14 protein-coding genes are annotated in these 13,076 nt (G+C 42.0%); 2 read left to right on the top strand and 12 right to left on the bottom strand.

The window, feature by feature from the left end:
- Positions 1-9: 9 nt before the first annotated feature.
- The 9 genes from K1I97_RS05305 to K1I97_RS05265 form a co-directional block, all read right to left on the bottom strand.
- A complete protein-coding gene (locus tag K1I97_RS05305; RefSeq protein ID WP_223331714.1) occupies positions 10-564 on the bottom strand; it encodes a DJ-1 family glyoxalase III in 555 nt (184 codons plus the stop codon).
- Positions 565-574: 10 nt separating this feature from the next.
- Positions 575-1,798 (bottom strand): FtsW/RodA/SpoVE family cell cycle protein, encoded by a 1,224-nt coding sequence (locus K1I97_RS05300; protein ID WP_223331713.1) that lies wholly within the window; start codon positions 1,796-1,798, stop codon positions 575-577.
- A gap of 5 nt (positions 1,799-1,803) precedes the next feature.
- Entirely contained in the window at positions 1,804-4,293 is a 2,490-nt protein-coding gene (locus K1I97_RS05295; protein WP_411575268.1) for a bifunctional DnaQ family exonuclease/ATP-dependent helicase, read from the bottom strand.
- 199 nt (positions 4,294-4,492) lie between these two features.
- Positions 4,493-5,344, bottom strand: coding sequence for an NAD(P)H-hydrate dehydratase (locus tag K1I97_RS05290; RefSeq protein ID WP_223331711.1), 852 nt, complete (start codon positions 5,342-5,344; stop codon positions 4,493-4,495).
- A gap of 57 nt (positions 5,345-5,401) precedes the next feature.
- Positions 5,402-6,175, bottom strand: a complete 774-nt coding sequence (locus K1I97_RS05285; RefSeq protein ID WP_223331710.1) for an HAD hydrolase family protein — start codon at positions 6,173-6,175, stop codon at positions 5,402-5,404.
- 4 nt (positions 6,176-6,179) lie between these two features.
- A complete protein-coding gene (locus tag K1I97_RS05280) occupies positions 6,180-7,037 on the bottom strand; it encodes a bifunctional methylenetetrahydrofolate dehydrogenase/methenyltetrahydrofolate cyclohydrolase (RefSeq protein ID WP_223331709.1) in 858 nt (285 codons plus the stop codon).
- A gap of 148 nt (positions 7,038-7,185) precedes the next feature.
- Positions 7,186-7,506, bottom strand: a complete 321-nt coding sequence (locus K1I97_RS05275) for a TfoX/Sxy family protein (RefSeq protein WP_223331708.1) — start codon at positions 7,504-7,506, stop codon at positions 7,186-7,188.
- A 33-nt stretch (positions 7,507-7,539) separates the two neighbouring features.
- Entirely contained in the window at positions 7,540-8,274 is a 735-nt protein-coding gene (locus tag K1I97_RS05270; protein WP_000140925.1) for an amino acid ABC transporter ATP-binding protein, read from the bottom strand.
- Positions 8,274-8,957 carry an amino acid ABC transporter permease gene (locus tag K1I97_RS05265; protein ID WP_002875953.1) on the bottom strand — a complete coding sequence of 228 codons (684 nt, stop codon included), beginning with the start codon at positions 8,955-8,957 and terminating at the stop codon, positions 8,274-8,276. The genes K1I97_RS05270 and K1I97_RS05265 overlap by 1 nt, the downstream gene beginning before the upstream one ends.
- A gap of 191 nt (positions 8,958-9,148) precedes the next feature.
- On the opposite strand from K1I97_RS05265, the gene K1I97_RS05260 reads away from it, so the two are divergent.
- Both K1I97_RS05260 and K1I97_RS05255 read left to right on the top strand, forming a co-directional pair.
- Complete coding sequence (locus K1I97_RS05260) at positions 9,149-9,379, top strand: DUF1797 family protein (protein WP_000443577.1); 231 nt, start codon at positions 9,149-9,151, stop codon at positions 9,377-9,379.
- 237 nt (positions 9,380-9,616) lie between these two features.
- Positions 9,617-11,875 (top strand): ATP-dependent Clp protease ATP-binding subunit, encoded by a 2,259-nt coding sequence (locus K1I97_RS05255; RefSeq protein WP_223331707.1) that lies wholly within the window; start codon positions 9,617-9,619, stop codon positions 11,873-11,875.
- Positions 11,876-11,917: 42 nt separating this feature from the next.
- Here K1I97_RS05255 and K1I97_RS05250 read toward each other — a convergent pair whose 3' ends face one another.
- The 3 genes from K1I97_RS05250 to K1I97_RS10240 all read right to left on the bottom strand — a co-directional run.
- Positions 11,918-12,532, bottom strand: a complete 615-nt coding sequence (locus K1I97_RS05250) for a GyrI-like domain-containing protein (RefSeq protein WP_223331706.1) — start codon at positions 12,530-12,532, stop codon at positions 11,918-11,920.
- A gap of 54 nt (positions 12,533-12,586) precedes the next feature.
- Positions 12,587-13,003, bottom strand: coding sequence for a helix-turn-helix transcriptional regulator (locus K1I97_RS05245; protein WP_223331773.1), 417 nt, complete (start codon positions 13,001-13,003; stop codon positions 12,587-12,589).
- Between the two features lie 2 nt (positions 13,004-13,005).
- On the bottom strand, positions 13,006-13,076 hold a 71-nt coding region (locus tag K1I97_RS10240), incomplete at its 5' end, for an IS3 family transposase (RefSeq protein ID WP_142390880.1).

Here is a 13,076-nt window from a genome sequence, read left to right as displayed (position 1 = left end):
ACTCTCGTTTTACTGTTGATTTTCAAAGACATCCCGATAGAGCATGCCGACTCGTAAACTTTCAGCATCTCCTCCCAACTGCTCTGCCAACTCATAGGCAAAGGCAAGAGCCGTTGACGGTCCTCGGCTGGTTGTTAGATTGCCATCCACAACTACTGTTTCCTTTCGGTAAATTCCATCACTGATGTTCTCCTGAACACCGTCATAACAGGTGAAGTACTTGTCTTTCAGGACACCTGCTTGTTGAAGAGCGATTGGGGCTGCACAGATGGCTGCAATTTTCTTTCCTGCTTGGTCAAAGGATTTAATCTGTGAAATGAGGGCTTGATTATCCCGTAGGTGAGCTGAGCCTGGCATGCCACCTGGAAGAACTACCAAGTCATAGTCGGACAAATCGCCATCAAAAACACGATCAGCTTTCACCTGAATGCCATGCGATCCTGTCACCTGCTCTTCAAATCCTACCATATCACAGGAAATGTTTGCTCGACGCAAGACATCGACTACTGTCAAGGCTTCGATTTCTTCAAAACCCTGGGCTAAAATAACTGCTACTTTTGCCATAGTGGCCTCCTTATTTGATTTGTTTTAGGACGACTTTCTTTCGTTTGAATGGAACTTTTCCACTTTTCTCTTCTGCTAGGTTGGTCTGGTAACTCATAGACAAGAGGAGACCGACACCGATGAGGTTACTAATAATTGCGGAGCCCCCTTGAGAAATGAAAGGCAGAGGAATTCCTGTCAAAGGAAGTAAGCCTGTCACGGCACCGATATTTTCAAAGATATGGAAGAGTAACATCATGATAAAACCAGTCGAAATGTAGGTGTAGAACTGGTTATTTGATCTGAGCGTAATCTTCAACATTCGATAGATGAGAAGTAAGTATAAAGCGATGACAAAGACCGAACCAATAAAGCCAAAGTCTTCAGCAATTACGGTGAAAATCATATCACTTTCACGTACTGGAATAAGGAGATTGGACACATTAAAACCTTGTCCAAACAAGCCACCACTTCCAATAGCAATTTGCCCCTGCGCCTGCTGGTAAGTCGTTGTTTGCGCAAAATCAAAGGGATTGAGCCAGGCCAAAATACGGTTAATCTGGTAAGTTGGCATCCCAATCTGATGCAAAAAGGCACGTCCATCCTTACTTATAAAGATGGCCATGAAGCCCGCAACTGCAGTCACTCCTGTTACAAAAACTGGAATGATAATCTTCCACGAAACACCTGAAAGGAGAACCATGCCTGCAAAAATAGCTACAAAAACCAAGGCAGTCCCCAAGTCACTTTGTAGGGCTAGAAGGATCAAGACTGGGATGGTAAAGGCAATCATCCAACCAATCAATAGGAAATCCAAGGGGATGGTTCGGCGCCACTCCTTGTGCTTTTGAGTGAATTGTACAATAACTCGAGCCAATATCAAGATATAGGAAATCTTCATGAATTCCGATGGCTGGAAAAGTGTCGTTCCACCAATCGATACCCAGTTCTTGGCACCTGTTGACGCTACAAGATTTGGATTGTAGAAAACAAGAGGGAGGACCATCAAGGCTAAACCTAAGCCATAAAGGTAGGGAGTCACCTTCCATAAAAACTCGGTATTAAAGAACATGACCACAAATCCAATGACAAGACCCAAGGCAATCCAAGCGATTTGCTGACCTAGTATTGGAAGTACATTATTGGGATAGTCATGACTAACTGCTATATAAATGGCCACTACTCCAATCACCAGTAAACAAAACACTGGTAGGAAGAGGCTATAATCGACTCGAGAGTCGAAGGAACGTTTCATATTTTTTACCTTTTCTCTTTCTTGGATTTTTCTTTCATTCTATTGCGACGAGATTGGAGAAAATCAGCTACAGCAGACTCTAGCTGGTCTCTAGAAAGGATCCGAACGGTCCTTTCTTTTGACAAGGCCTGAGCGATTTGTTTGCCGTAACACTTGCTAACGACACGACTGTCTAAGATTAGAGCAACCGAACCCTGGTCAGATCGTCTAACAGTACGGCCCAGAGCTTGTTTTAGCCGAATGATCGCCATCGGCAACTGATAATCATAGAAAGGATTTTTCCCTTCTTGACGCAGTTCTTGGTTTAATTTTTTGGTTAAAGGTTCTTGGGGATTTTGGAAAGGCAATCTCGGAATCACTTGGATCACGCAAGGATGGGTTGAAAAATCAACCCCTTCCCAGAAACTACCTGTTCCAAGCAAGATTTGGCGCTCGCCTTTTTCAAAACGTTTTTTCAGTTGACTTGGTTCCCCATTTTTATACTGAGCCAGATGCGGTTGGTCAAGCAGGTCTGAAACTGCCAGCAACATCTCTTTTGAAGTAAACAAAACCAATAAGGGTTCTTGAAAGGCCTGTAAGCTTCGAATGACAGAAACCACTTCACTAGCATAGTCAAAAGGCGGAACTTCTGTCACAAGAGGAAAGTCATCGACTAGAAAGACTTCTTGTTGCTCCTGTTTTGCTACATCAAGCCTAACAAGTGGAGAATCCGGAAATCCCAATAAATCTGCTAAGGAAACCCGATTGCTGATTTCAAGAGTGGCCGATACTCCTAGGAGCCTACAATCTTCTGGCAATAAGTCTGCTAGTATAAAGCGGCCTTTTTTACTTGAACAAATCAAGACATCCTTGCTCGATTTCTCTGCTGTAGCAAGCCAAAATTCACGGTCCGAGGTGAAAAAGTTTGCAATCTCTCTATACTCTGGGAGAGCTAACTCCGAAAAATGCTGGCGCAAGTGTTCGAGAGAATCCAACCACTTTCCATTCTTAAGACCTGATTGATACTGCTCCATCAAGTAACGACATTCAAAGCCAATACTTTCAAGCAAGCGTTTCTGAATCAAATCTTCTTCTGACTCTATGGACTTATCAAGCTGGGTTACAAGTTCCTCAAGGCGATAAGCCTGCTGGGCCAGATTTTCAAGAGCTAGCAACATTTTTTGAGCTTCATCCAAAATTACCAAACGGTTGTCGACAAACTCTGGATTGTCTTCCAAACGAGTGACCAGATAGGCATGATTGGTTAAGAGAACGCGACTGGTCTCGGCCTTTTCCTGCCCTCGTTTCCAAAAATCCTCTGTAGCAAATAAACTTTTCTTTGAAAGCTTGCCATCGTGGACTAGTTCTGGCAGAAAGTGTTGATAGCGATAAAGCTGCCCGATTTCGTCCAAGTCACCTCTCTCTGTCTCTGTTAGCCAGATGAGCAGTTGCATTTTAAAGCGTGTGAAGAGGCGATTGGACTCTGATCGATGGAGAACTCGGTGAAAAGCATCCAATTTCAAGTAATTTTGAGGCCCCTTGAGACTATGAATTTCCAGATGGAAGACCTCTTTTAATCGCTGACCTTCTTCTTGCATGATTTGATTTTGAAGAATTTTGGTCGGAACGCTCACTAGGATACCTGCTTGACTCTTCAAGTTCAAAGCTGGGAGGAGATAACCATAAGTCTTGCCCAGTCCCGTTTGAGCTTGGATAAAGGAAGTCTGATGTTCTTCCAGTAATTGCTCAATCTTCTCCGCAAATTCCAACTGTTGCGGACGTTCCTCCAGCCCCAATAAAGAAATGTTTTTAGCAAAGTCTTTGGATAACTTTCGTGGGACTAAGGATTTGCTTTCCTTTCTGAGGAAAAGCCCATGAAGTTCCATCAAGTCTGGCGAAGACAAGAGAGATTGTTGCTGATAGACCTCCTCAATCACCAGATAACTTTCATAGAGAAGGTTGTCTGCAAGGTTTAATAAGCTTTCTAAGAGCCCTTTAGGTAGCTCAAAAAGTTTTTGACGCATGTAAAGCAAAAGTTCAGCTGTTGCCTGAGCATCTGACAGGGCAGTATGGGCATGTTCCAGCTCAATGCCCAACTCTTGACAAAGGATACCTAAGTTATACTTTTCAAACTGAGGATACAGAACCTGGGCTAGCTCAACAGTATCCACCCGCGGTGTACGCAATTCATATCCTTCAAAAAAGAGAAATTCCGCAAGAAGGTTGGCATCAAACTGTACATTGTGCGCAACAAAAATACCGTCCTTAACCAATTCAAAAATTTTTCCAGCCACCTGAGAAAACTCTGGTGCTGCAGCCAAGCGTTGATCGGTCAGACCTGTTAATTCTTTGATATGAGAATCCAAGGGTTCGTGAGGATTGACATCGGTCGCATACTGATCGATGATGTCACCATTCTCAATCACCACAATGCCTACTTGAATAATTTTTGCCTTGCTTCCGGTGCTGGTCGCCTCTAAATCAACGACTACATACCGATCATTTCTCGCATTCATCATTAAAAATTATATCAAAAAAAGCATGATTTGACACCCCTCAACTTTGATAACAATCTCACTTTCCTTGTGAGTTTGAGTAAAAACCCAGACCTTAAAAGTGAGAATTTCTCGTAAGTTCAGCAGTTGTTTGCTGGTTCTGAGGTATTTGAAAATCTTATCAACAAAGCTACATCAACATAAAAAGACAACCAAGGTATTAGCTGCCTTTTTGAGATATTTTTTTCATTGCTTTTGGAAGTGCCTTGCTAATTTCTGTTGGCAAGACAAGGTAGTTTTCTTGAGCAAGTTCTTGCGCAATAGCTGAATGAAGGTGAGTCGCTACCACCACTCTTTCATAGAGGCTGACTTGGTCAAACTGACCTGCAAAACCTGCAATCATCCCAGCCAGAGTATCTCCCATCCCACCTGTTGCTTGATAGGGGCCTCCAACCTGTAACTGATAATATTCAGACTGACCAGCTTGCCAGATACGAGTCGCTGGACCTTTCTCAACTAAAATCGTTCCTTGAGGAAAAGCCGAAAGAGCCATAGCAGTCGCCTCTGTATTTTGATGGTCAAGAACTATACCAGACAGTCTTTCCCATTCCTTTTGGTGGGGAGTTAGGATAAGCTGACTAGATGGGAATGGTAACTGGCCTTTTGCTAAAATGCCCAAAGCACCACCATCTGCAATCAAAATCTGGTCTCTTCCAAGACTATCAAAGACCCGTTTTACGAGTTCTTCTCCGAAGGTATCCTCTCGCAAACCCGGACCAAGCAAGACAACTTCTGCCTTTTCCAACTGTTCTTCTAACAATTGCTGGTCTTGAAGAGAAAATGCCATGGCCTCAGGTAAATGACTGTGCAGAGCCGGAATATTCTCCTTATCCGTACCAACAGTCACCAACCCTGCTCCACTTTTGACAGTTGCAATGGCTGACATGATGATAGCTCCCCCATAAGGATAGGTCCCTCCCAGCAAGAGCAGACGCCCGTAATCTCCCTTATGGCTGTGACGAGAGCGTTCAATAATGACTTTTTCTAATAAAGCTTGATCAATCACTTTCATCGTTTTTTCCCTCTCACTCCATTATACTACAAAAGGAGGTTCAGTCCTCCTTCTACACTATTTTCCCTTAAATTCCGCAAAAGTCTGTAAGATTTTAGCAGCAACTGCTGGAGAAGGAGCTCCTTTAAGCTCTAACGTGTCATCTGCATATGGAGTAAGGCCAGCAAAATCTCCTATCTGAACTGAATAAAGAGATGTCTTAAACAGTTCAATATCGTTTTGGTCATTTCCAAAAGCGATGAAGTTCTCCCCGCATAACTTTTCAACAGTTGTCGCCTTATGAGTATCCAAGGGGTTGACATAAAGGCACTTTTCATGCGCATGATAAGACAGATGAGCTTGTCCTAGTCTTTCTAACTGACCAAGCAGATCATCAAGCAACTCCTCGTGGTCGCCCATATAAACGACTATCTTAATCGGAGTCCCTAAGTCCTCGAGTTTCTGATGACGAGCCACCTTTAGGGGATCCACACTGGAGAAAAATGGAATCTTCTCTACAATCTGACCGCTATAGTCAAAGCAATCATCTGCAAAAAAAGGGAGATTATAAGTCTGGCAATAATCCACTAGCGCCTGATAAACTCCAGCATCGAGATTCCTTTCGAAGATAGCCTTCCCCAGATAATAGGCTACGCCACCATTCAAACCTATAACCAAACGCTGACTGAGTTCAGAACCTAATAAACCCAAACAATCCCGATAAGAGCGAGCTGAAGCAAACACAATCTCATGCCCATAATCTTCAGCCTTTAAAAGAACCTGCTTAATCTCCTCATCAATGGTCATATAGTCAAAAGACAGCGTCCCATCCAGATCAAATACGAATTTCATCTTCCTAATCCTTGTTCAGTGTTCGAAGCGCTGCCTGATAGGTTTGCTCCATTAGCATGGTAATCGTCATAGGACCAACTCCACCCGGTACAGGTGTGATGTGGCTAGCAAGTGGTGCAACAGCATCATAATCAACATCTCCACAAAGCTTGCCATTTTCATCTCGGTTCATCCCAACGTCAATAACAACTGCACCTGGTTTGACGAAGTCAGCAGTCACAAACTTGGCGCGACCGATAGCTACGACAAGGATATCCGCCTTAGCAGCCACCTTGGCAAGATGATGGGTGCGTGAGTGGGTCAAGGTCACTGTTGCATTTTTAGCCAAAAGAAGCTGAGCCATCGGTTTTCCAACAATATTTGAACGACCGATAACAACCGCATTTTTACCTTCTAGATCAATCCCATATTCATGAAATATCTCCATAATTCCTGCAGGTGTTGAAGGAATCATAACTGGATGACCAGACCAGAGACGCCCCATGTTTAGGGGATGGAAACCATCCACATCTTTTTCGGGGTCAATAGCTAATAAAACTGCCTCTTCGTCAATATGTTTTGGCAAAGGTAATTGAACCAAAATCCCATGCCAAGCTGGATCTTGATTGTATTTGGCAATCAAGTCTAACAATTCCGCTTGGGTAATGGTCTCTGGAACTCGCACTACTTCACTACGGAAGCCAGCAGCGAGAGCTGACCGTTCCTTGTTGCGAACGTAGACTTGGCTGGCAGAATTGTCCCCCACCAAAATCACTACCAATCCTGGAACTAGACCTGTTTCTTCTTTTAGCTTAGCCGTCTTCTCAGCCAACTGTCCTTGTAACTTAGCTGCAAGAGCCTTCCCATCAATAATCTGTGCCATATCTCTTCTCTTTTCTATCAAATATCCTCTATTATATCAAAAAATACCTTGCCATTCTAACACTTCTTGCCTAATGGACCTTATAGTCTGAAACTATAAGAAAAAGCCCTTATCGAGCTTTTATGCCTATTTATACTAGGTAAGTCTATCATGCTTTCTTTTTGACCTTGGGAGCCGGTAAGACTTCATACATCTCCTTGATTAATCTGATTAGACATGACTTATCTTCAATGTCTTTTATCAAAATCATCTCCTTAGCTCCTTCATAAGGACGTTCAAGCCTAGTCTGTCCCAGTTGATCCATGACCACCTTCACAGGCTTCAGTAACAAACGATTATCATAGATTCCCCCAATAATCCTCCCACGATAATAAAGGATATACTCTCCCATCATTGGACGATAACTCATCTCCTCTAGCTCTGATAGCTGTTCGATAATAAAATCTAAATATTCTTTACTGGAAGCCATGATGCCTACTCCATTTCTTCTAAAAATGAGGTGTTACAAAACCTTACTCAAAAATTCCTTGGTCCGTTGTTCTTTTGTTTGATCGAAAATCTCCTCTGGTGTACCATCTTCGACAACAACTCCATCCGCCATAAAGATGACACGGTCTGCTACCTCACGCGCAAAGCCCATTTCATGAGTCACAATCACCATAGTCATCCCTGATTTAGCGAGGTCTTGCATAACAGCTAGAACTTCTCCAACCATCTCAGGGTCTAGAGCTGAAGTCGGCTCATCAAAAAGCAAAACATCTGGTTCCATAGCAAGTCCACGTGCAATGGCAATCCGTTGTTGCTGACCACCTGACAAACTCTGAGGATAAGCTGTCGCCTTATCTGGTAAGCCAACTTTTTCTAACAGTTCCTGTGCTCTTTTCTCCGCAACCTCCTTGCTTTCACCTTTGGTTTTAATTGGTGACAAAGTGATATTTTCCATCACTGTCATATTGGGAAAGAGGTTGAATTGTTGGAATACCATACCCATCTTTTCACGCATGGCAAAAAGGTCATTTTTCTTATCTGTGATATCAACTCCTTCAAAGATAACCTTGCCTTTACTTGCTTCTTCAAGGAGATTCATCGAACGAAGGAGAGTTGACTTCCCGCTCCCTGACGGACCGATAATAACCACAACTTCTCCTCGTTTAATCTCAAGGTTGATGCCTTTTAAAACTTCATTTTTCCCAAAAGACTTATGTAGTTCTTCAATTTTAATCAAGGTTTCTGTCATTATTTCTTGTCTCCTTGTCCAATATGTTTTTCAAATGCTTTCAACGCCACTGTCAAAACAGAGGTCATAATCAAGTAGTAAAAGGCTGCAAATAAAAGGGGAGTCAACGGTAAATAAGTTGTTGTTGCTACTGTCGTTGCACCATTCCACAACTCCATCACCCCAATCGCAGACAAGAGGGAACTATCCTTGATAATGGTGATAAATTCATTTCCTAGAGCTGGAAGAATATTCTTGATAGCTTGTGGCAAAATGACATAACGCATGGCATTTTTCGGACGAATACCAAGAGAGTAAGCAGCCTCTAACTGCCCTTTAGGAACCGCATTGATCCCCGCACGAACAGTTTCTGAAACGTAAGCACCACTGTTCATAGAAATAATCAGAATACCAGGAATCAAACGAGAAAGATCAACTCCTAAAATTCCCACTTGAATAGTCGGAGCATTGATATGCATAAGAGCAAAGGCAATCATAATCTGAACCATCATTGGAGTACCACGGAAGATCCAAACATACACATTTGCAAACCAAACGAGCGGTTTAAAGCGTGAACGTTGGGCAAAGGCCAGTAACACACCTATAATGGTCCCTAAGCAGACAACAAAGATGGAAATCAATACGGTAATCAGAGCACCATAGTTAAAATATGGTAAATACTTTGGTAAAAAAGAAAAATTCATATTTAATCAACTTTCTATGCATTGGATTGTATGATTATAACATGAATTGAATTAAAATGCAATCTTTTTTCTCTAATTTTAACAATTAACTTGATATAATGGAGAAATAGAGAGAAATCACAGTTTTTTTCTAGTCAACTACCTCTTGTTTATGGTAAAATAGAAACGATAAGAAATGGAGGAGAATCAAAATGGAATCACATTTGGTTAGAATCATTAACCGCCTAGAAGCAATGACAAAAGATGGTGGAAATCTAAAACGTAATTTTGAACGTGAAGGTGTTGTTGTCGCAGAAGTTGCATACAGCCATGACGAAGAAAACGGATCACTCTTCACCCTTCGCGATGTAGAAGCTCGTGAAACCTATACCTTTGATAGCATTGATTTGATTGCAATGGAGATTTACGAACTCCTTTACTAATATAAAAACAACGGGCAGTAAGTCCCGATGAATGAGAATCCTTTTTGTCACCGCAAATGGGATTTTTTCTTACCTTCAAGTCGCTTAATTCTCCATAAATCCCTCTTTTAAAAACGACCACTTCCCAATCTTTTTACTTGCTTTACACCTTAATCATGCTATAATGAGAGTATAAAACTTTGACTATTCTTGACCTTTTTTCTTAGGTCAAGAATAAGAATGAAATGAGGTAGATGTATGCTCTGTCAAAACTGTAAAATAAACGACTCAACAATTCATCTGTATACCAATATCAATGGACAGCAAAAGCAAATTGATCTCTGTCAAAATTGCTATAAAATTATCAAAACAGATCCAAATAATACCCTCTTTAAAGGAATGACTGACTTAAATAATCATGACTTTGATCCTTTCGGCGACTTTTTCAATGATTTGAACAATTTCAAACCTTCTTCTAATGACGTCCCTCCAACTCAATCTGGTGGGGGATATGGAGGAAACGGTGGTTATGGGCCTCAAAATCGAGGCCCACTTCAAACACCTCCTAGCCAAGAAAGAGGACTCCTAGAGGAATATGGTATCAATATTACTGAGATTGCTCGTCGGGGAGATATTGACCCTGTTATAGGTCGAGATGAGGAGATTATCCGCGTTATCGAAATCCTCAACCGTCGAACCAAGAACAATCCTGTCCTTATCGGAGAACCAGGTGTCGGTAAAACAGCCGTTGTCGAAGGTCTAGCTCAGAAGATTGTCGATGGCGATGTCCCCCATAAACTCCAAGGCAAGCAGGTCATCCGTCTGGATGTGGTCAGTCTAGTCCAGGGAACAGGGATTCGAGGCCAATTTGAAGAACGTATGCAAAAGCTCATGGAAGAAATCCGCAAACGTGAGGACATCATCCTCTTTATCGACGAAATCCATGAAATTGTTGGTGCAGGATCTGCTGGCGATGGCAATATGGATGCAGGAAATATTCTCAAACCTGCCCTTGCCCGTGGTGAATTGCAACTGGTCGGTGCCACTACTCTCAATGAATACCGTATCATTGAAAAAGATGCTGCCCTCGAACGCCGTATGCAACCTGTCAAGGTAGATGAACCAACTGTCGAAGAAACCATTACCATCCTCAAAGGGGTTCAAAAGAAATACGAAGACTACCATCACGTCAAGTATACTGATGCTGCCATCGAAGCAGCTGCTACTCTTTCCAATCGTTACATCCAAGATCGCTTCTTGCCAGACAAGGCTATTGACCTGTTGGATGAAGCTGGTTCTAAGATGAATCTGACACTGAACTTTGTTGATCCTAAAGTGATTGATCAGCGCTTGATTGAGGCTGAAAATCTCAAGGCTCAGGCTACACGAGAGGAAGACTTTGAAAAGGCTGCCTATTTCCGCGATCAGATTGCCAAGTACAAGGAAATGCAGAAAAACAAGGTGACGGACCAAGATACTCCTATCATTAGCGAGAAAACCATTGAACATATCATTGAGCAGAAAACCAATATTCCTGTCGGAGAACTCAAAGAAAAAGAACAGTCTCAGCTTATCCATCTAGCAGACGACCTCAAAGCTCATGTCATTGGTCAAGATGAAGCTGTCGATAAGATTGCCAAGGCCATCCGTCGTAATCGTGTTGGACTTGGAACTCCTAACCGCCCAATCGGAAGCTTCCTCTTTGTCGGAGCAACTGGTGTCGGTAAGACAGAACTTTCCAAACAACTAGCCATTGAACTCTTTGGTTCTGCTGACAGCATGATTCGCTTTGACATGAGCGAATACATGGAAAAACACAGTGTGGCTAAATTAGTCGGAGCCCCTCCAGGTTATGTCGGCTATGATGAAGCTGGTCAGTTAACGGAAAAAGTTCGTCGCAATCCTTACTCACTTATCCTTCTCGATGAGGTTGAGAAAGCCCATCCAGATGTGATGCACATGTTCCTTCAAGTCTTAGACGATGGTCGTTTGACAGATGGGCAGGGACGAACAGTTAGCTTTAAGGATGCTATCATTATTATGACCTCAAATGCAGGTACTGGTAAGGCCGAAGCCAGCGTTGGTTTTGGGGCTGCTCGTGAAGGTCGAACCAACTCTGTTCTCGGTGAACTCGGCAACTTCTTTAGCCCAGAGTTTATGAACCGTTTTGACGGCATTATCGAATTTAAACCTCTCAGCAAGGACAACCTCCTCCAAATCGTCGAACTAATGCTAGCGGATGTCAACAAACGCCTCTCTAGCAACAGCATCCACCTTGATGTAACAGACAAGGTCAAGGAAAAGTTAGTTGACCTAGGTTATGATCCAAAAATGGGGGCACGTCCACTCCGCCGCACCATTCAAGACCATATCGAGGATGCCATAACAGACTTCTACCTTGAAAATCCAAGTGAGAAAGCCCTCAAGGCAGTTATGACAAGCAATGGCAATATTCAAATCAAATCTGCCAAAAAAACTGAGAAAACAGAAGAGATTGCTTCTGAAATAGAAGAATAAATCTCATAAAAAGAACAGGAAACAAGATTTCCTGTTCTTTTTTTAATTCTCTTCTTGAACTTGATAGCGAAGAATTGTTTTCAATTTGCTTGGCTCCGTTCGATGAAGATTACTGAGATAGATTTCTCGGTGGATTTCCGAAGTTCTTTTTAGCTTATGAAGTTGACAAAAACGCTCCATCTCTGCAAAAGTCTCATTTTCAGTATCAAAAGGTCCTATATGAAGCATAGCAAGACTTTGGCCTTCTTCTATCATTTCAAAACGAATAGCTTCATAAAGAAGATTTGGCTTCTTGATTTTGACCTCTTCCAAAGCTTTTTCAAATAGTTCTCTCGTAATAAAATCGGGTTGCCCAATCATAATACTATAAGAAAGCTCACTTTTTACCAGCTCTCCCTCCTTCTCCTTTTTCCAGATACCTTCTAAAGGAAAGACCGTAAAATCAGTGTAAACCTCATCCAGAGGAGCTTTTTTATACTTTATCTTTATCGCATAGGCTAAGGCATATAAGGCTCCTACTCGTTCTGAAAAATCTTCTTGATTTGGATCGCCTTTACCATCAATCACGATATAGGATTGACCAGATACCTGCAATATAGTGGGCTTAGCCTTCACTTGATAAAGAGCTTTAGCTTCTTTTCTCCATTCGTATTTCATTTGGTTCTTCTCCTTTCTATCTCTAGTATAGCACCAAAACCCTGACATCTTTTGTCAAGGTTTGTAAAGTTTTTGGATTTTTTCTAATCTAGAAAGCAATTCCTTCTTCAGATGATTTGGGGCGAGTATTTCCACCCCATCTAGATAAGACAGGAGGTAAGTATACAGACTATCATGCTCTGGTAGGACTGTCTTGACATAATAACATCCATCTTTCCCCAAGCTAATCTCATCTTCTGAAAAATCTTCATAAACCCGGAAAGCAAGCTTGGGACTAAACTTCAAGGAAACTTCGATTTGATGTGCCACTTGATCTGAACTATCAACGGAATCCAGCACATTTTTCTGCTTCACAGTTTCAGTTGTTAGGTGATAATTCCTAATTCTAGACAATTTGAAAAAACGCCACTCTTCCTTCAAACAACAGTAAGCATGAAGGTACCTGTACTGACCCCAAAAAGTTGGACAAATAATTATTGAAAGGATTTAGTTCTGTACTGCACAGGACTAAGTCCTTTTAGTTTGACTTTGATTCGTTTGTTAT

It is taken from the genome of Streptococcus oralis (assembly GCF_019929345.1).
Classification (GTDB): Bacteria; Bacillota; Bacilli; order Lactobacillales; family Streptococcaceae; genus Streptococcus.
The sequence above is the reverse complement of the archived record's forward strand: the minus strand, read 5'-3'. Positions and strand labels throughout refer to the sequence as shown.

What these genes read in the sequence shown, in the direction of transcription:
- K1I97_RS05305 (WP_223331714.1), bottom strand. Translation starts at nt 564, where the DNA reads ATGGCAAAAGTAGCAGTTATTTTAGCCCAGGGTTTTGAAGAAATCGAA.
- K1I97_RS05300 (WP_223331713.1), bottom strand. Translation starts at nt 1,798, where the DNA reads ATGAAACGTTCCTTCGACTCTCGAGTCGATTATAGCCTCTTCCTACCA.
- K1I97_RS05295 (WP_411575268.1), bottom strand. Translation starts at nt 4,293, where the DNA reads ATGAATGCGAGAAATGATCGGTATGTAGTCGTTGATTTAGAGGCGACC.
- K1I97_RS05290 (WP_223331711.1), bottom strand. Translation starts at nt 5,344, where the DNA reads ATGAAAGTGATTGATCAAGCTTTATTAGAAAAAGTCATTATTGAACGC.
- K1I97_RS05285 (WP_223331710.1), bottom strand. Translation starts at nt 6,175, where the DNA reads ATGAAATTCGTATTTGATCTGGATGGGACGCTGTCTTTTGACTATATG.
- K1I97_RS05280 (WP_223331709.1), bottom strand. Translation starts at nt 7,037, where the DNA reads ATGGCACAGATTATTGATGGGAAGGCTCTTGCAGCTAAGTTACAAGGA.
- K1I97_RS05275 (WP_223331708.1), bottom strand. Translation starts at nt 7,506, where the DNA reads ATGGCTTCCAGTAAAGAATATTTAGATTTTATTATCGAACAGCTATCA.
- K1I97_RS05270 (WP_000140925.1), bottom strand. Translation starts at nt 8,274, where the DNA reads ATGACAGAAACCTTGATTAAAATTGAAGAACTACATAAGTCTTTTGGG.
- K1I97_RS05265 (WP_002875953.1), bottom strand. Translation starts at nt 8,957, where the DNA reads ATGAATTTTTCTTTTTTACCAAAGTATTTACCATATTTTAACTATGGT.
- K1I97_RS05260 (WP_000443577.1), top strand. Translation starts at nt 9,149, where the DNA reads ATGGAATCACATTTGGTTAGAATCATTAACCGCCTAGAAGCAATGACA.
- K1I97_RS05255 (WP_223331707.1), top strand. Translation starts at nt 9,617, where the DNA reads ATGCTCTGTCAAAACTGTAAAATAAACGACTCAACAATTCATCTGTAT.
- K1I97_RS05250 (WP_223331706.1), bottom strand. Translation starts at nt 12,532, where the DNA reads ATGAAATACGAATGGAGAAAAGAAGCTAAAGCTCTTTATCAAGTGAAG.